The sequence below is a fragment of the Ferdinandcohnia sp. QZ13 genome, from assembly GCF_031324165.1.
Classification (GTDB): Bacteria; Bacillota; Bacilli; order Bacillales; family Bacillaceae_L; genus Ferdinandcohnia.
Genome location: NZ_JAVIVW010000015.1, coordinates 197,878 through 216,433 on the forward strand (window position 1 = coordinate 197,878; position 18,556 = coordinate 216,433).

Here is an 18,556-nt window from a genome sequence, read left to right on the forward strand (position 1 = left end):
AAGGCGCATTTAATTGACGCACAAAAAAAAGAGACAACTATGTGCCTCTTTATTGTATTGGTAATGGATTTGGTGCTAATGGTACCGGTGTCGGTTTGCCGAAGCGTACATTTCCAATTTGATCGATATTTCCGTAAAATGTAACCTTATCAAAGTTAAATTCCTTTGCCGTTAGCATGATTGCATCTAACATTAAAATATAATTATCTGTGTTTTCTAAAACTGCATCGTCACTGAAATGAACCTCTAAATTAGAGCCATCTTCATTAATATCCTTTATTTCGGATATGATGGTTGGATAAAGTTTATAATCGCCTTGATCTTTATCGTTTTTCATAGCTTCCAGCGCCTGCTTAACTGTCTTGAAGTCTTCATAAGTTAGAGCTAGAAGCTTTTTACCGGATTCTTCATTCATGTAATATAGATAGGCTTTTTTCGTATCTTTTTCGAGATCGATATTATTTTCTGTAGTACCGGTCTCCCCAATCATCATCCCTTGTTGATTATTTTGAAAAAGTTCAACATGCTGAAAATCTTCTAACAGATAGCGGAAAGAATTAATTGCATGTACAAACTCTACTCTTTGAGCAGATGAGAATGACTCTGTATGAACTGCGTTATTCACATCTACCCTTACGGCTTTTGCAGAATCCTTCGTTTCAACTTCTGAAAAATCCGTAAAATAGGACTCTGGTATCTCATCAATGCCCCATCCCGCATTTTGACGAATAAATTCATTTACCTGTGGAATGTTCTTTTGCCATTGTTCTACAACATCCTGGCCATCTGATTCAACAATAATTGATACGATGGTAGGAAACATGACACCACCTAAATATACCCCATATGTTAATAGTACTTGATTTTCTCCTACACTATTTACTGCATAGTTCTGGATAGGTTGTTCCTCTGAAGAAAAAATCTCCACCTCATCATCTGCTTTTGGCTCGTCAGCTTCTTGTAAAGTGCTGAATGATTCATCATTTGAAGTTTCTTCTTTATTCTCCATCGCAATACTGCTTTTTTCTCGCGCCATTTCAGCAGAGTCGGAGCTTGAACTATTCATATTATCTATGAAAGAAGGAGCTAAGATGAATAACAGAAGCGCTGCTGCCACAGATGCAATAGTAGGAACCATCCAAACCTTTTTCTTTTGCTTATTCATTTTAAGGGTTATATTTTGATAAATTTCTTGTGGTTTTCGATTGTCTTTGATTCTTGGCATTTGCGATAGCATCTGCTCTAGTTGTTCATCGTTCCACTCTGATTTTTTCATCATCTACACCCTCCTTTATACCAGATTCTTCCATATATGTCTTTAAAACCTTAAGTGCTCTATGTTGGGTTGTTTTTACCTTACTTTCTGTCCATCCTAGAGCTTCAGCGGTCTCAGCAATCGAAAGAGATTGAATATAACGTAAAATTAAGACCATACGTTGATCAGTCGTACAGCGTTCTAAACACCGGTACATCATCTGTACTTGCTCATTTTGTAAGGCTATTTCTTCTGGAAGTGGAGCAAAATCTTTTACCTCTTGGCGGCTCCAATCAAAGGAATCCATAATTCTTTGTTTCCAGCCTTTTTGTTTTCGAAATGAATCAATCGCAACATGTCTTGCAATTGAAAATAGCCATGTCTTTTCACTACTTTTTCCTTCGAATCTATCATATGATTTTAAAACTCTTATATAAACTTCCTGAACGAGATCTTCAGCCAGTTCACGATTTTTTACCATATAAAATAAGAAGGAGAAGACATCGTGATGATACTTTTCATATAGTTCCTCAAATAAGGAATCCATTTTGCAAATCCTCCCGTTCATTTCATTAGTCGAATGTTATTTAAAAAAGTTACACTCCCAATATAGTATGTTTTCATAAAAAAAGGAAGAATATTTTGGAAATATTCTTCCTTACTTTGCGATTGTTACATTTTTCAAGAATAATAGTCTTAAAATGGGGTACAGGATAAGAAAAAACACTCCGTTCCCGATTGCATGACTCATGTCAAATGGTAGTCCGGCTATGTAATAAGCAAAAAACTTACCGGAGAACAAATAAAGTGGAATTGAAATTACAAGTCCAAAGAGGAAACCACAAAACACTGCATAAATAACTAGGACCACAACCGGTATTCTGTCGCGATATTTACGTAATGCTCCACTTATTAAACCAATGATCCCCCATGCAAAGATTTGCCCAACTGTCCATAAGCCCATCCCCATCACAAGGTTGGATAATACCGAGCTTAATACAGCTACAATTACTCCATAAATTGGTCCTAAAAACAAGCTTGCTATGATAATAATAGCAGTCGTTGGCTGAACATTTGGGAGGAATGTAAACATAATTCGCCCAACAACCGATAATGCGATTAACATTGATAGGAACGTTAGGTTTTTAACAGATAAATTCATTATTCCCATGTTTGTAAATCGAATTCAAACTTATCTTCTGGCTCTACTTCGATATCTTTTGCTCCTACCATTGCATCCTCACCATTTACGGAAATATGCCAATAGGTTTTCTCTTCATTATTTGCTGCAACTCCACTAATGCTACTAATAAAACCAGCTTCATCAGCTTCGATTTCAAAGTTTTCTAGCATTATTTCCATTAAAGTCGTTTCTTTTCCTTCCTCAATTTCAAGTTCTTTTTCTTCGATGATTTCTTCTCCGTTGTTTTTCGAGATCACGACAGTTACGATTTCAGCTTTTTCTTCTTTATTAACTGTTTCTGATGCATTGTTATTGTTTGTAGAATCGTTCGTGAATTGTTCATTGCTACATCCAAATAATAATCCCAATGATAGTAATGCAAATAATAATTTTTTCATTTTCTAGCTCCCCTTTGTGTTAGATAGTTTATATATGTGCTAAGCACGAAATACCAAAAGAAAAAGCCCACCACAACGGGTGAGCTTTGTTAATTATATGGAAAAATACAAAAAAGCATAAAGCTTTATTGTTAATTCCCACACCCCGAAGAATTAAATACGATCGAATTAGGCAGGTCTACTGACTTTAGCTTCTTTCTACTCTGAGCCCTTCCCATATGATGAACAGCATTTGACAGCCATCCATTCATACAGTGGTTCTTCTCATTTCGTCCACTTTTACAGTTGCGGGGGCAGTTCTGGATTCACACCAGATTCCCTTTTAAGTCTTTGAGTTGATGTTAAAAAATCCGGTTAAAATGACACATCGAATTTCTTCATTGGCTAGCTTTTCCGTTCCTCACGTATTAACTACATACGCTCCGGTACTCAAAGCTTCACCGCCTCGAACTTTCGACGCACAGGATGTGCTAATGCCGGCGACGCCACAGGACGTGGCGTTTTTAGCCGGCGTGGTCCTTTTCATCCGCCATTTTAATCAATATTTAAGAATGATAACATCATCCTCAGACACCTATAATTCTGATTTCTTATTAAATTTTATTAACTTCTTTATATTACTAAAAGGATATTTCGATTACAAGGAAAATGTTTCTTATGGAACAAGAATCTTCGTCACAATCTTTCATATTACTCACTTTTTCGAGGAATAATGAATGTAAAAGTTGTTCCTTCCCCAAGCTTACTATGGACAGAAATATTTCCATTGTGAGCACCGATAATATTTTTTACGATTGCAAGTCCTAAACCTGTCCCTGATTTTCCTCTTGTTCTCGCTTTATCCGCCTTATAAAAACGTTCAAATACAAACGGTAGATCTTCTTCAGGAATTCCAGACCCTGTATCCCTGATATCCACTTTAATGGATGTTTCTTGTCCTGTTACATGTACCTCGACCCTACCATTTTCATCGGTATGTCTTATCGCGTTATCAATTAAATTTGTAAATACCTGCTCAATCCGATCAGGGTCCATGTAAATTTCACCGATATCTTCTTCTTTTGTTGCAGTTAAAGTAATAAAATTATCCTTAGCTAAGCCTTGGAATTTTCGAATCACTCGATTGATAAAGGAATCAAAATCAACATTTTCTTTATTCAAGGTAATATGACCTGATTGCATCCTCGCAATGTCCAATAGTTCGTTAACAAGTCGGCCCATACGTAGTGACTCATCGTAGATAACCTTGGTGATTTCTTTCCTCTCTTCTTCAGAGCTTGCAATATCATCCATAATCGCTTCACTATAACCCTGTAGCATAGCGATCGGTGTTCTTAATTCGTGTGAAACATTTGCGATAAAGTCCTCGCGAAGTTTATCCAATCGTCTTTCTTCTGTCATATCACGAAGTACCGCAACGGCCCCCCTAATATATGTTTGATTATAGAGTGGACTCATCAAAATAACCCAGGTTCTGCCTTGAAGGCTTATTTCAATAAATTGTTCCTTTTCGAAAGAAACCGCACGTTGAAAAAGATCTTTAACTTCTGGCGGAAGCTCCTCACCAACATCCTGATACATACCTTGTTGATAGTACCAAGCCTGAAGGAAGCGTTCAGCAGGTGGATTTGTAATTAAAATCGTTCCATCCCGATTTAACGTAATGACACCATCTGCCATACTATTTAATATACTTGCAAGCTGCTCCTTTTCTTGATTAAGAGCATTCATATTGTATTTTAATTGCCTTCCCATTTGGTTAAGCGCCAATCCTAAAGCACCAATTTCGTCATGAGTAAGAATAGGAACCTTCGTATCGAATTTTCCTTTTGCAACTTCAGTAGCTGCCTCCCTCATTTTACGTAACGGTGCTGTTATTCGAGTCAATAAGAAAAACGCAAAAACCGTCGTAAGAACAATTCCTATTCCCGCTGCTAAAATAATAAATTGGGTTGTATGTTGGGTTGTCTGCTGCACAACATCTAATGATTGATAAAGAAACACCGCACCCTTCTGATCATTTTCGATATGGAGTGGGGCCCCGACGACAAATAACTCTCGGTTTTGATTATTTATATTATCTGTTTCTGGAAGAATAAGCTTTTTACTCTTGTTTTGATCCTTTGAAATAACGAGTTTAAGATCCGGATCCTCTATTAATAGGCTAACAGGAATATTTGCGAGTGACTTCCGATCGGGTGAGACCCAATAGGTGTTTTTATCTGCTACAATTATGACCTTTGTTTCGTCATTCACAAGCTCCCATGCAAGGGTTCGGGCAATATCTTTATCCTCATGCTGTTCCATTATAACTGCGATATTTGCTGCTAGTTGGGTTAAATTTCGTTCTGCTTCTTGAATATGATAATTTTCAAAGTACTCCATGAATAACACGGTTAAAACAAATAGTACAAAGGAAAACAATAAAAGAATGGTTGCCCATAGTTTTCCTACAACACTTCGCCAAAATTTCATTCCTGGCCAACCTCAAATTTATAACCAACACCCCATACAGTGACAATCATTTTTGCAGCATCCTGAGACACTTTATTTAATTTTTCACGCAAACGCTTAACATGAGTATCTACCGTACGTAAGTCACCAAAAAATTCGTAGTGCCATACTTCCTTTAATAGCTGCTCACGGTCAAATACCTTGTCAGGTGATTTTGCTAGGAAACATAATAGTTCATATTCCTTAGGTGTTAACCCTACCTCTTTTCCGTCTGCAGTGACACGATGTGCGTCATTATCAATTGTTAGATGTGGGAATACGATTACATCCTTGGCGGTTGTTTCGGTTTCTAGGTAGGTTGTAAGAGAAGCTCTTCTTAATAAAGCTTTCACACGTAAAACAACCTCTCTCGGACTAAAAGGTTTTACGATATAATCATCTGTTCCAACTTCAAATCCTTGAACGCGGTTCACTTCTTCACCTTTTGCAGTTAGCATAATGATTGGAGTTGATTTCTTTTCTCGCAACTCCCGACATACTTCAATACCGTCTTTTCCTGGCATCATGAGATCTAATAAAATTAGGTCATATTCGTTTTTTAATGCCTTTTCTAAGGCAACATCTCCATTGTCTGCTTCCTCTATTACATAATTTTCTCTCTCTAAATACATTTTAAGTAAACGACGAATTCTCTCTTCATCATCGACTATTAAAATTTTTGCTTCTTTTTCCATTTTGTTATTCCTCCATTTTCTTTCAGAAAGAATATTTCTATACATCTCTATCGTACATAAAATTTTCATAATTTGCTATAACATATATCACACTAGTCTTCAAAAGCTGTCGAAAAGTCGAAATTCTGACACAAAACAGAGGCTTTATACGTAAAAAGCCTTCATCTGATGATGAAGACTTTTTATTTGTTATGCGTATGAATGTAAACCAGCAATAACTAGGTTTACAAAAATCGTATTAAACATAATAATGAAGAATCCAACGACCGCAAGCCAAGCAGATTTTTCACCATGCCAGCCTTTTGAAAGTCTTAAGTGTAAGAATGCTGCATAAAAGAGCCATGTGATAAGTGCCCATACTTCTTTTGGATCCCAGCCCCAGAAACGCGTCCAGGCAATTTGTGCCCAAATCATTGCAAAGATTAACGCTCCTAGAGTAAAAATTGGAAATCCGATTGCAACTGATCGGTACCCAATTTCATCAACTAAATCTAAATTTAATTTTCTAGTTAATGGTTGTAATGCCGCACCAATTCGTTTACGTAAAATTAAACGGATTAATCCGTATAGAATCGAACCTGAAATAATTGACCAAAGAAGAGTGTTTACTTTTCTAGCACTTAATAATGCAGGTAATTCAATACCACTTGAAAACTTTCCGTCTGTTAATAATTCGCCTTCATTAGGTACGACCAATGCAGGTAACTTATACACCATCTCGGCATTTACGCCTTCTTTATCTACCCATGAAAAAACGGATTCATATTTCATTGTTCCAAAAGCAGTTGTAATTGCCACGAAGCCTACAACAACAACAAGTACATACATAATAAATTCCAGCCAAAATGTTTTCTTACTTTTTACAGTTTGATCAACAACCTTTAAAAGATAAAGGATTCCTGCTACGAAGCTAATGGAAAGAATAGCTTGACCTAACGCAGCTGTCGTAACATGAATTTGAAGCCAATGACTTTGCAAAGCAGGAATTAAAGGAGAGATTTCCCTTGTAAACATACTGCCATATGCAATTACTAATAATGCAATTGGTAGAGTAAAAAGACCTAATATGCTTGTTTTATATATAAAGTAAATGATGATGAATGCAAGAACTAACATCATTCCAAAAAACGTAATAAATTCAAATAAATTACTTACAGGCGCATGTCCTGCTGCAATCCACCGAGTAAAAAAATAGCCTACTTGTGCAGCAAATCCAATAATGGTGATAATAATTCCGAACTGAGACCAGCGGTTATACCCATTTGTGCTTTTCTTGTCTCTAATTGCGCCACCAAAGACAAAGGTTGCTACAAGATAGAGAATAAAAGCGGCAAATAGAAGATTTGAACTTAATTCTGCCATTTTTACCCCTCCTTATTTTCCTTATTTTTCGCATCAACTTGATCTATAGGTTCCGAAATTCCAGTGTCTGCTAGAAAATAACGTATCTCATTCTTCAAGCCAAACCAGTTTTTATTTGTATGTCCTGCAACGATAACCTCGTTATTTTTCCGTTGAATCCAGATTCTACGATGATGCCAGTATGAACCCTGAATAACTCCGATCATAAAGATTGCTCCTCCAACTGCTAGGATCCATAGTGTAAAATCTCTTCTAACGGTTAAGCCAGAAACATTCTTCATTTCAATTCCAGCAAAAGCCATCTTGTATTTATTATCGCCCATAGGTTCTATATTTTGCTGAATTGCAACAAAGCTAATTTCTCCGTCAGGTTTATCTGGAGCATACATTTTAAATACAAATGCCGGGTTATTAGGAATCTTTGTTTTAGTAGCAGGTTCGCCTTTATCATTAAAATAAAAATCAGGAAAGTAGCTTGCAAGCTCAATTGAATACCCATTTCCTAAATCATATTTTTCCTGTGGGTCTCTCAAATTAATCGTGATTGTTCCAAAATCTTCATTCGTCCCTTTGTCAATCATCTCAAAAGACATTGTACTAAATTCGTTTAGTTTATAATCAACTTGATAGAATGCATAATGATCATGTTTTAATGGCTCATTCACGCGAATTTCATGAGATTTAACTTTTTTTAATTCTGGTTCAACTCCCGGGATGATCTCATCTGTACGTTCATATAACGTAACATCTGTTTGATAATTCTTAACTACCATTCCATTCCCGGCAAGCTCAATCGCATCGTCAAAAACTTCTTTTTCTTTACCTTTCTCGTAAACTTCTACAATAAAACGTTCGCTCTCTAAATAATATTTTCCATGTGTTCCTGGAACACTTGCGGTTTCACCTTCGCGAATCCAAAGTACCTCATCTACATACATTCCAGGTACAAAGCGAAGCATCGCACCAATTAGAAAGATAATCAGTCCACAATGGTTAACATATGGACCCCATCTTGAGAAACGACCCTTTTCTGCTAAGATGTTTCCATTTTCTTCACGGACAGAATAATGTTTCTTTTTTAATTTTTGCTTAACAGTTTCAAAGTCCTGATCTATATTCTCAACCGTGTTTTTACCGTATACACGCTGTCTTTTCAAGAAACTTTCATGGCGTGTAACACCTTGCTTTTTCAATGCTTTATATAGAGGCACTACACGGTCGATACTACAAATAATTAAGGAAATACCGAGCATTGCGATCAGAATCATATACCACCATGATCCATAAAGGTTATGGAAACCTAATTGATAATATAATCTTCCGGTTATTCCATATTCTTGTTCATAGAACTCAGCCGGCGTCATGGTTGGCGGTATGTATAATTCCTGAGGATAAATCGTCCCAAGTGCTGAAGCAATTAAAAGCACAACGATGATCCAAATTCCTACTTTCACCGAAGAAAAGAAATTCCAAATTTTATCAACAATCGTTTTATTATAGGTTTGAGAGCGTCTTGCGCTACCTTCATACCTCATATCAAGTAGTTTCTTTTTCTCTTTATCATCCTGGTTTATTTCTTCACTTTGAACAGGTTTTCCACAAGCCTCACAAAAAATTGTCCCATGTGGGTTCACATGCCCACATTCACATTTAACATTTTCCATAAAAAATAACTCCCTATGGCTTTATTTGCTCCATATAATCTCGTACCATTTTGCTAGTCATCTCACCAGTAATTATCTTAACAACTTTTCCGTCCTTATCAATCAACAAAGTTGTTGGCAATGGGTCAATTCCATAGGCATTTAGCAACTGGTTTCCCTTATCGATCGCAACAGGAAATGATAAATCGTATTTTTTGATAAAGTTATTAACACTGAATTTAGGTTCACCAACATTGATGGCGATTACCTCAACTCCTTGATCCTTATATTCCTGATAATAAGTATCAATATATGGGAATTCCCTTTGACATGGCTCACACCATGTTCCCCAGAAGTTTAAAAACACACCTTTTTCTCCTCTATACTCTGACAAATGGTGTTCGTTCCCATTCAAGTCTGTAACGACAAAATCTGGCGCCATATCCCCAACTGCAACCTTATCCTTACTCGTAAAGAAATTGATATACAATGTATAGACGAGCGCAGCGGCGAGAAGTAACAATATGATCGTACGAATAACTAATCGTCGCTTTTTCTTATCCATTTAAGATCTCCCTTTGTATAAGATGAAATATGTACTTTCTTTGCCATTATAGCACTTTCTAATATTATGACATTGCAAACATTTTGAAGGTTATGTGACAATTGAGAATCATTATTGGTAAGCTTTAAAATCTACAACCGATTATCCTTCGTGCTTGCTAAAGCTCTCAATTGCTTAACCTCGTGTGGAAGCAATTCTCTGAACTCACCAGTATGTAGACCTTGAAGAGTTAAAAAGCCAAATCTTTCTCTTTTTAACTTCATTACTTGATGTCCAATCGCTTCAAACATTCTTTTCACCTGTCGATTTCTTCCCTCATGAATGCTAATCTCGATAATAGACGTTTGTTTACGCTTATCCATTGAAATAAGCTTAACTCTAGCAGGGGCAGTCATTCCATCCTCTAGCTTAATGCCTCTTTCTAATTGACGTAGTTTTTCCTTAGGTGGAATACCCTTAATCTTTGCCACGTATACCTTCTCAATCTCATATTTTGGATGCATGAGGAGATTTGCAAACTCACCATCATTCGTTAACAACAGCAATCCAGATGTGTCGTAATCTAGTCTTCCAACCGGATAAATACGTTCTCTAATTTCTGGAAAGAAGTCCGTTACAACCTTTCTCCCTTTATCATCGCTCACACTCGAAATCACTGAACGTGGTTTATAAAATAAAAAATAAACAGGCTCTTCCCTTTCTAATGGAATGCCGCTTACCTCAATTTTATCATTTGAGCTAACCTTAATCCCTAGCTCCTTCACAACTTTTCCATTTACCTTAACTTGGCCTGCAACTATGAGCTCCTCGGCTTTTCTCCTTGAAGCTACACCTGCATGTGCAATTACTTTTTGTAGACGTTCCATCTATGCTCACCCCTTAAACATCTTACTTGTTTCTCAGTATTTGTACAAGATAAAAACATTCTTTAGTATGTCCATTCGAGAAGTTTCCTAAAAAACTCAAAAAAGAAAAACACGCGATAATTGCGTGTTTTATGATCCAAATATGAAAGTAACTACAACGACACTAACGATTATCCCTAATAAATCCGCTAATAGACCGACCTTCAGGGCATCACCCATTTTTTTAATTCCGACTGCTCCGAAATAGACGGTCAGAACATAAAGGGTAGTGTCAGTGCTTCCTTGCATGATGGATGCAAGTCTACCAATAAAGGAGTCAGGTCCATATGTGGCAATTAAATCTGTAGTCATGCCTAAGGCAGCTGTTCCAGACAGCGTCCTTATTAAAGCCAACGGAGCAATTTCTGCCGGGAAACCAACGAATTCCAATCCTGGTCTAATGAGATTAATGAAGAAATCCATTGCACCGGATGCCCTGAAAATTGAAATCGAAACTAACATTCCTATTAAAAATGGCATAATTGAAAAGGCAATTTTTATTCCTTCCTTACCACCTTCTACAAATGTTTCATAAGTTGGAATTCGTTTTGCAGTTCCATACAAGAGTATAAATCCAATAATTACTGGGATTAGCCAGAGTGAAATGGTGTTAATGATGTTCATTTTTCAACGCCACCCTTCTTCACTCTTCGATGATAAAAATAACGGTCAATTAATACCGCACCAATTGCTGAAATTAAGGTTACGATAAGAGTTGGACCTACTATATCTGTTGGGTTTGTAGATTCATAGGTCATCCTAATTGCAATGACTGTAGTAGGAACAAGCGTTACACTTGCTGTATTAATTGCTAGAAAAGTAACCATTGAGCGACTTGCGGAGGTTTTCCCGCCATTAAGCACTTTTAGTTGCTCCATCGCTTTAATTCCCATTGGTGTAGCAGCATTGCCAAGTCCAAACATATTCGCAATCATGTTTGAAAGCATATACCCCATTGCCGGATGGTCGACTGGCACCTCAGGAAACAAGCGCCTAACAAGAGGTCGAAATAATTTGGACAGTTTTTCTAATAAGCCTGCCTCTTGTGCAATTCTCATCAGTCCTAACCAGAAAACAAGCACACTTATTAAGCCTATACAAATAGTGACTGCTTCTGAAGCTCCCTTAAAAATTGCTTCATTTACCTCGTCCATCGTTCCGTTTACGCTTGCAAAGATAATCCCGATAATTGTCATAGCTACCCATATAATATTTACCATCGTCATTTAACCCCTAAAATTACTAAAAAAATACTTTTCAGTGTTTCCCAAAATGTTACCTTTGGTCTGTCTACATTGCCATTATCAAAATAGATAGGCATTTCCTCTATTGTCTTGTCACCAAGATTAACAGTAAGTGTACCCACTATATCAGGGACATTTTCTGGTTTCCGCCATTCCCGATTTTCAGGTTCAAGCAATTCAACATCAATCTTAATCTCTTTTTTCTCTTCTGAGGTCAAGGGATACATAAAATCATGATCGACAAACACTTTACCTTTATAAAAACTGCTGTCTGTTTGCAGATAACCTTCCTCTACAACCTTAACTAAATCATACCTTTCAAATGCTCGGTTAAACATATTCATATGATCATTCCAGTCATCAGAAGCATTAATTGTGACAGCAATTAAATCAATTCCATCCTTTGAAGCTGTTGAAACTAAGGTACGTTTTGCACGCTTTGTATACCCTGTTTTTCCACCTGTGCTATATGGATAAAGCTTTGTTAAAAGCTTATTTTTATTTCTCCAAACACGATCCCACTTTTCAGTCGGATTCGGTGCGCGGTGTACTTTTGTACCGGCAATCTCCCTATATTTTTCATTCATCATCGCATATCTTGTTAAAATCGCCATATCATACGCCGATGAAAAATGATTTTCATGATCATCCAATCCATGGGGGTTTGCAAATTCTGTATTTTGCATACCTATTTCTGCTGCCTTTTGATTCATCATAAAAACAAAGCCTTCTACACTACCACCTACATGTTCAGCAATAGCTACTGCAGAATCATTACCTGAACGTAACATTAGTCCATAGACCAAATCTTCAAGCTTTATTTGCTCGTTTGGTTTCAGGTATAAAGAAGAACCTTCTGTACGCACTGCTTTATTACTTACTTTTACCATTTCATTCAGTTTTCCTGATTCAATGGCGATAATGGCCGTCATGATTTTTGTTATACTAGCAATTCTCATTCGTTGATGGGCGTTTTTTTCAAACAAAATTCTACCAGACTCTTGCTCTATTAAGATCGCACCTTTTGCGCTAACAGTAAGTGCACTCGCTTTTTGAGGAAGGAAGCCTATGAGAATCATAACAATGATGATAAGTGAAATAAATCTTTTGTGGAATAATGTCATTCGATCCCCGTCCCTTTTGCCGTTTTGTAAAAGTGTATGCAGAACATGTCCACCTATATGAATAAAATATGTACAAACATTGAAAATCGCTAAGCGCGCAGCCTTAGGCGACAAGCATAAGACGAGCGCTAACAGAAGGTGCCTTTTACCTTCTGAAGCGATCGGCTTAGACCAGAGAGCCGATCGCTCCTGGAGCTAGACATCAAATTTTTGATCGGAAAAGAACACTTTTCACCAACAGAACAAAAGCGTAAGCGCCTTGTGAGAGGAACATCGACTAACTTGCCACGTCCTGTGGCAAAGTCGATGTCAGCACTGTTTCCCTAATTTTATCCAATGCGGGGATGATAACATAGTTTGCAGGTTCGCATTTCCCTAATTTTATCCACATGCGGGGTAGATACCTTATTTTGCGTGTTTGCTTTTTCCTAATTTTATCCATATGAAAGGGTGATAACCCGGTTTGCGGGTTCACCTTTTCCTGATTTTATCCATATGCGGGGATAATAACACAGTTTGCAGGTTCGCATTTTCCTAAATTTATCCATATGAAAGGGTGATAACCCGGTTTGCCAGTTCACCTCCTGTGCAAGTCCGACAAGCATAGGAAAAGCCGGCAAAAAGGATGTATTTTATCCTTCTTGACAGATTGCCTTATGCCTTCGAGGGGCTAGGAACTGAATTTGGACTCGGATACACCCATTAAACGTTATCCTTAACGATACCTTTTAAATTTTATAATCCACAAAAAAACTGACCAAGGCCAGGTCAGTACCTAAAAAAGTAGTTAATATTCCTTCCATTGAAGTTTAGATGCTTCATTAAATCGGTGTTCAACTTCATCCCAATTTATGATATTCCACCAATTTTTCACATAGTCTGCACGAACATTTTTATACTGAAGATAATAGGCATGTTCCCAAACATCTAGAACAAGTAATGGAATAGTATCCCATTGGGTCATAAATTGATGACGTTCCGCCTGTAGGATTTCTAAGTGACCAGCCCTTGGTGACCATACTAATATAGCCCAACCTACGCCTTCCACCTTATTCGCAGCTTCACTGAAATGTCTCTTAAAGACTTCAAAGCTGCCAAAATCCCTATTAATCTGGCGTAGTAATTCGCGACCTGGCATTCCTCCACCCTTTGGCTTCATCACATTCCAAAAAATCGTATGCAAATAATGACCTGAACCATGAAATGCAGCTTCTCTTTCCCAATGCTTCAGTAAGTCATAATCACCAGTGTCACGAGCCTTTTCCATCATTTTCTCAGCCTTGTTTAACCCGTCCACATAGCTCTTATGATGCTTATCATGATGGAGTATCATGATTTCCCTTGAGATATAAGGCTCTAATGCATCATATTCATATGGGAGCGGTGGCAATTTATGCTGGCCAATTCCCACTCGTCTTGTCTCTTGTAATTCCTCATCAGCTTGTTCTGCAAATCGTAAACTAGTACGATAAAGGTTCTCTACCTCAGCCTTCAATTCTAGTACATTAGTTGGCGTTCCCTTTCCAACTGCATCAAGGAAATTTGAAAACTTTAATAGTTCCAATTGAAGGTTTTCATTCCGTTCATTTTCAAATTGACTTTTCAATTCCAAAAACCATCTTTTCACATCTTCCACATACTTTTCAGGGCTTCCCATCCTAATCCTCCCTCGTTTTTAATCGTCAATATCGTATGCGTTTACCCCAGTTTCGTGACTTACACATAAAGAATTAAAACGGATGATTCACCCATCATTCCTTTTCTACATACAGATACTGTAGAAAACTTGGCGAATGCCCATTTTTATTTGAATTGGAAAACCGTTTGTATTGTTACGTATGGATATATATTGGGAGGTATGAAAAGGTGAATCGTTCATTTCAGGAGGAAGCCTTATTTGAAATTCAGTTTTGGATGCAGGTTCTAGGTGACCATAGTCGATTTATACACGATTCTTTGGCACCGAGTGAAAAAGAAAGAATTACAAAATCACAACAATTTATCACCGTATTTGATCGTTTATTGCATTCAACAAGAGAACCATTACAACCAAATCAAATGACTACCATTATCCAAGAGGGAAGAACTGCCGCAGAACAACTTCGCAAGTTAAAATTGGATATTATTAAAAATCAGTTAGTCGGGAAAGTAAAAATCAGTCTTTCTCCTTCTTTTATTAATCATATGGTCAATGAATTAGAGGAATGGTTACGTGTATCTAGCTTTTTAGTAGAAGGTAAAAATGTACCATATACACATGCACTTCATCACCACCTTATTTGGCTTTTAGATGCCGCCGGACATGCAGGTGGAATTGTATCGAACCTAGACAGAGTTGAAAAAGAATTAATTCAAAAGAGCGAGAAATTCGTAAAGGAATGGGAAGAGTTTTACCTAAAAGCCGTTGAAATGGTTGGTTTTTTACGTACAAGTCAATATGAATTCCCTGCACTTTCCCGATTTAATAATGATGTAGAAATCGAAATGAAAATCTTTAAAGGCTTCTTGGAAGAATTGGAAGAAATGGAATTAAATAAAGAAATTTTAGGGGTCCTTACTCCCCTCATGGCCGACCATATGGCAAGGGAAGAATGCTATTATTTAATCAAATTAGCGCAAGCCACAAAAGAGACCAATCCACCTAATTGTGACCCGACAAAGCCTCGTGTTCAAGAATAAAAGAGAACCCCAATTGCGTAAATTCTTCAATTGGGGTTCGATTGTTATGTTTGTTGAATAAATTCTATTGGTGATTTTAATTCATAGCCATTTTTGTGATGGAGATGTGTAAATATTTCTTTTAGTCTATCAAAATGAAGCCCCTTAAAATGTTCTTCAAATTGGTTTTGCTCATTTAAATATACACGTTTACGATGACGATACTCAGGATTCTTAAGCAAGCATACTAGAGCTACAAGATCTTTGAAATAAACATCATTTGTATCAATTTTATAAACTGGGTCTTCGGTAAAAGGAGTAAATGATGTAAATTGTTCTTCGAAATAACGCAAATAAAGTATCTGTAAAGTCCTTTCCTCTCCATCTACCACATATGTTACTTCAGATTGGTTAAAAAAGTCCTCAAACGTATTTTTTAACGTTTTTTCAAGTTCAAATCCACTACATTGTTTAATTAACACATTTCCACCCCACTCGCCACGATTTTCCAAATAGATTATCTACATATTACCATATATAGCATAGTGCAGGTGAACTAATTTGAATCTTCTATCGTTTCTTGAAATCTATCAAAGAAGAGGTCTGCCTCCTCCTGAACGAACTGTTCATCTACTTTTTCAGGAAGTGGAGGCAATTCTTCCAATGTCTTTAATCCAAAATACTCTAAGAAATCTTTTGTTGTGCCATATAAAATAGCTCTTCCTGTACCTTCAACACGCCCGACCTCTTTAATCAAAACTTTTGCCATTAAGGTATGAATCGGTCTTTCCGTCTTCACCCCACGAATTTCTTCGATTTCTGCACGAGTAATTGGCTGACGATAAGCAATAATCGCAAGTGTCTCTAATGCAGCCTGTGATAATGAGGTCGAAGTGGGTGATTCTACTAGTTTTTTCAAATAACCGGCATGTTCTTTTTTTGTCGTTAGTTGATAAGTACCAGCAACCTCAACTAGATTTATGCCCCGACCAGTTTTACTATAATCGTTCTTTAATTCTCCTACAATGTCCAAAACAGTGCTCTCACTTATTTCTAAAACCATTGCCATTTGTTTTAATGTCAACCCTTCGTCTCCGGCTGCAAACAGCAACCCTTCGACAATGGCTTTCCAATCAGCTAATTTCATTACTAAAATCCCTTTCCATACTCGATATATAAATTTCTGAAAAATTGTTCTGCTGTTCAATAAATACAGCATTTTTCTTCATTAATTCAAGAAGTGCAAGGAATGTCACAACAATATGGTTTTTATCATGATATGGAAAAAGCTCTGTGAATTTCTTTTTTCCACGGTAGCCCTTTAATTCATTAATAATTTCTTCCATCCTTTTTTCGATGGGTATTTCTTGTCTTGTAATTCTTGTTGATAAAGGCTTCTGCAATTTTTTACGACGCATAAGCTTTTGAAAAGCTCCCAGCATGTCATAGAGATTGACATCTAATGAATAATTGTTGGAGACATCCTTCGTGAATTCACTTAAATCACTTGGAGGCTTTGTGAACAGTTGGGAACGCTCTTCTTCTAGATGCTTCAGATCTTCTGCAGCATTTTTATATTTACGATATTCAATCAGTCGGTTCATCAGGTCTTCACGCGGATCCTCTTCATAATCAAACTCTGAGTCACCATCGATAAGCTCTTCTTCTTGTTTTGGAAGCAACATTTTACTTTTTATTGCTAATAGCGTCGCGGCCATAACAAGGTATTCACTTGCAATATCTAATTGTAATACTTTCATTGCATGTATATACATTAAGTATTGTTCTGTAATTTCCGCAACTGGTATATCGTAAATATCAATTTCTAATCGATTGATTAAATGTAAAAGAAGGTCTAATGGACCTTCAAAAGAGTCAATTTTTACGCTGTAATGTAAATCCACGCTCATCTCACCAAAAATACCCTTCTTGACATATTCATATTCTTATAATTCAAGTTCAAAAAGGAGGATAAAAAGGACCAAGAAGTTCAAGGCGGTGCAGCTTTGAGTACCGGAGCGTATGCAGTTAATACGTGAGGAACGGAGAAGCAAACCAACGTAGAAATTCGATGTGTCATTTTTACCGGACTTTTTGAACAACCTATTATATTTTAACACAAGTATTAGTATAGAACATAATAACCATTCAAGCCATATCTGGATTTTGGATATTTGCACCAAATTTTTTTGAAAAATGAGCGTGGATAAGGACACCCGCCCACACAAGTAATCATAAAAGTCATACTATAACTGTGTAACCAAGAAACTTAAGGAGGTATTTTAAATGAGTGGTGGATACTTTTTTGGAGGCGGATTTGCCTTAATCGTAGTATTGTTTATTCTTTTAGTTATCGTTGGTGCAGCTTGGTTTTAATTAATCACTGAAAATGACGATAAAGTGTTCAGCATTTTGCTGAACACTTTATTTTTTCCATGTAATGGATACAGTGAATATGTTAAACTACACTTACATAGTGTTAAAAGGATGTGTGATTACCTTGTATCCACAAGCATTTATTGAATATTTAATTCATTTTCACTGTGAACGGGACTATTTTGAATGCCATGAGATTTTGGAAGAACATTGGAAAGAAGATCCTGTTCCTGAAAGAAAGAAATATTGGGTAGGTTTAATTCAAATTGCCGTGTCATTTTATCACTATCGCCGTGGGAATAGAGCAGGTGCCCTCAAAATGATGAAGAGTGCACTAAACATTTGTAAAGAACAGAAATCCGAGTTGGTAAAGTTGGGATTTCAAGCTGATGAACTAATTGAACTTTTAGTGAAGAAATTTTATGAGATTGAAAACGGCACTCCCTATGAAAGTATAAACTTACCTTTAACCGATAAAAATCTCCTAGCAACTTGTAAATACCAGGCTACTAAATCAGGAAAAACATGGGGGAAAGAAAGTGATCTTTCAAATAAGGAACTAATCCATAAACACAGATTACGAGACAGAAGCGAGATCATTACCGAACGGGAAAAACAATTCCTTTTAAAGCAGAAAAATCGAAACAGAAATTAA

Annotated in this window: 20 protein-coding genes and 1 riboswitch; of the genes, 3 read left to right on the forward strand and 17 right to left on the reverse strand. The window is 36.8% G+C overall.

What is annotated here, in order from left to right; all coding sequences use genetic code 11:
• Nucleotides 1-49 precede the first annotated feature (49 nt).
• The 14 genes from RGU12_RS14680 to RGU12_RS14745 all read right to left on the reverse strand — a co-directional run bounded on the left by RGU12_RS14680 (nt 50) and on the right by RGU12_RS14745 (nt 14,524).
• Nucleotides 50-1,279, reverse strand: a complete 1,230-nt coding sequence (locus RGU12_RS14680) for a hypothetical protein (RefSeq protein WP_309536753.1) — start codon at nt 1,277-1,279, stop codon at nt 50-52.
• Nucleotides 1,251-1,802 carry an RNA polymerase sigma factor SigX gene (sigX, locus tag RGU12_RS14685; RefSeq protein ID WP_116352411.1) on the reverse strand — a complete coding sequence of 184 codons (552 nt, stop codon included), beginning with the start codon at nt 1,800-1,802 and terminating at the stop codon, nt 1,251-1,253. The genes RGU12_RS14680 and sigX overlap by 29 nt, the downstream gene beginning before the upstream one ends.
• Nucleotides 1,803-1,913: 111 nt before the next feature.
• Entirely contained in the window at nt 1,914-2,426 is a 513-nt protein-coding gene (locus tag RGU12_RS14690; RefSeq protein WP_309536754.1) for an ECF transporter S component, read from the reverse strand.
• On the reverse strand, nt 2,417-2,836 hold the full coding sequence (locus tag RGU12_RS14695; protein ID WP_309536755.1) for a DUF4430 domain-containing protein: 420 nt from the start codon (nt 2,834-2,836) through the stop codon (nt 2,417-2,419). The genes RGU12_RS14690 and RGU12_RS14695 overlap by 10 nt, the downstream gene beginning before the upstream one ends.
• Before the next feature lie 154 nt (nt 2,837-2,990).
• Nucleotides 2,991-3,205: riboswitch (cobalamin riboswitch) on the reverse strand.
• Nucleotides 3,206-3,526: 321 nt separating this feature from the next.
• Entirely contained in the window at nt 3,527-5,311 is a 1,785-nt protein-coding gene (locus RGU12_RS14700; RefSeq protein WP_309536756.1) for an ATP-binding protein, read from the reverse strand.
• A complete protein-coding gene (locus tag RGU12_RS14705; RefSeq protein ID WP_116352415.1) occupies nt 5,308-6,024 on the reverse strand; it encodes a response regulator transcription factor in 717 nt (238 codons plus the stop codon). The genes RGU12_RS14700 and RGU12_RS14705 overlap by 4 nt, the downstream gene beginning before the upstream one ends.
• Nucleotides 6,025-6,213: 189 nt before the next feature.
• Nucleotides 6,214-7,386 carry a c-type cytochrome biogenesis protein CcsB gene (gene ccsB / locus RGU12_RS14710; protein ID WP_309536757.1) on the reverse strand — a complete coding sequence of 391 codons (1,173 nt, stop codon included), beginning with the start codon at nt 7,384-7,386 and terminating at the stop codon, nt 6,214-6,216.
• 2 nt (nt 7,387-7,388) lie between these two features.
• A complete protein-coding gene (resB, locus tag RGU12_RS14715) occupies nt 7,389-9,050 on the reverse strand; it encodes a cytochrome c biogenesis protein ResB (RefSeq protein ID WP_309536758.1) in 1,662 nt (553 codons plus the stop codon).
• Nucleotides 9,051-9,063: 13 nt separating this feature from the next.
• Entirely contained in the window at nt 9,064-9,594 is a 531-nt protein-coding gene (gene resA, locus RGU12_RS14720) for a thiol-disulfide oxidoreductase ResA (protein ID WP_309536759.1), read from the reverse strand.
• Between the two features lie 131 nt (nt 9,595-9,725).
• On the reverse strand, nt 9,726-10,460 hold the full coding sequence (rluB, locus tag RGU12_RS14725; protein ID WP_309536760.1) for a 23S rRNA pseudouridine(2605) synthase RluB: 735 nt from the start codon (nt 10,458-10,460) through the stop codon (nt 9,726-9,728).
• A gap of 129 nt (nt 10,461-10,589) precedes the next feature.
• Entirely contained in the window at nt 10,590-11,123 is a 534-nt protein-coding gene (locus RGU12_RS14730; protein WP_309536761.1) for a spore maturation protein, read from the reverse strand.
• Nucleotides 11,120-11,719, reverse strand: coding sequence for a nucleoside recognition domain-containing protein (locus RGU12_RS14735; RefSeq protein WP_309536762.1), 600 nt, complete (start codon nt 11,717-11,719; stop codon nt 11,120-11,122). The genes RGU12_RS14730 and RGU12_RS14735 overlap by 4 nt, the downstream gene beginning before the upstream one ends.
• Before the next feature lie 2 nt (nt 11,720-11,721).
• Complete coding sequence (locus tag RGU12_RS14740; RefSeq protein ID WP_309536763.1) at nt 11,722-12,867, reverse strand: D-alanyl-D-alanine carboxypeptidase family protein; 1,146 nt, start codon at nt 12,865-12,867, stop codon at nt 11,722-11,724.
• Nucleotides 12,868-13,654: 787 nt separating this feature from the next.
• Nucleotides 13,655-14,524 carry a superoxide dismutase gene (locus RGU12_RS14745; RefSeq protein ID WP_309536764.1) on the reverse strand — a complete coding sequence of 290 codons (870 nt, stop codon included), beginning with the start codon at nt 14,522-14,524 and terminating at the stop codon, nt 13,655-13,657.
• Between the two features lie 209 nt (nt 14,525-14,733).
• On the opposite strand from RGU12_RS14745, the gene RGU12_RS14750 reads away from it, so the two are divergent.
• Nucleotides 14,734-15,546, forward strand: coding sequence for a DUF2935 domain-containing protein (locus tag RGU12_RS14750; RefSeq protein WP_309536765.1), 813 nt, complete (start codon nt 14,734-14,736; stop codon nt 15,544-15,546).
• Nucleotides 15,547-15,590: 44 nt separating this feature from the next.
• Here RGU12_RS14750 and RGU12_RS14755 read toward each other — a convergent pair whose 3' ends face one another.
• The 3 genes from RGU12_RS14755 to RGU12_RS14765 are packed head-to-tail and all read right to left on the reverse strand — an operon-like array spanning nt 15,591 to nt 17,429.
• Entirely contained in the window at nt 15,591-16,037 is a 447-nt protein-coding gene (locus RGU12_RS14755) for a hypothetical protein (RefSeq protein ID WP_396232361.1), read from the reverse strand.
• A 44-nt stretch (nt 16,038-16,081) separates the two neighbouring features.
• Entirely contained in the window at nt 16,082-16,672 is a 591-nt protein-coding gene (scpB, locus tag RGU12_RS14760; RefSeq protein ID WP_309536766.1) for an SMC-Scp complex subunit ScpB, read from the reverse strand.
• Nucleotides 16,659-17,429 carry a segregation/condensation protein A gene (locus RGU12_RS14765; protein ID WP_309536767.1) on the reverse strand — a complete coding sequence of 257 codons (771 nt, stop codon included), beginning with the start codon at nt 17,427-17,429 and terminating at the stop codon, nt 16,659-16,661. The genes scpB and RGU12_RS14765 overlap by 14 nt, the downstream gene beginning before the upstream one ends.
• A gap of 382 nt (nt 17,430-17,811) precedes the next feature.
• Between RGU12_RS14765 and RGU12_RS14770 the strand changes: the two genes are divergently transcribed.
• Nucleotides 17,812-17,901 carry a YjcZ family sporulation protein gene (locus RGU12_RS14770; RefSeq protein WP_116352428.1) on the forward strand — a complete coding sequence of 30 codons (90 nt, stop codon included), beginning with the start codon at nt 17,812-17,814 and terminating at the stop codon, nt 17,899-17,901.
• Nucleotides 17,902-17,980: 79 nt separating this feature from the next.
• Nucleotides 17,981-18,556 (forward strand): DUF309 domain-containing protein, encoded by a 576-nt coding sequence (locus tag RGU12_RS14775; protein ID WP_309536768.1) that lies wholly within the window; start codon nt 17,981-17,983, stop codon nt 18,554-18,556.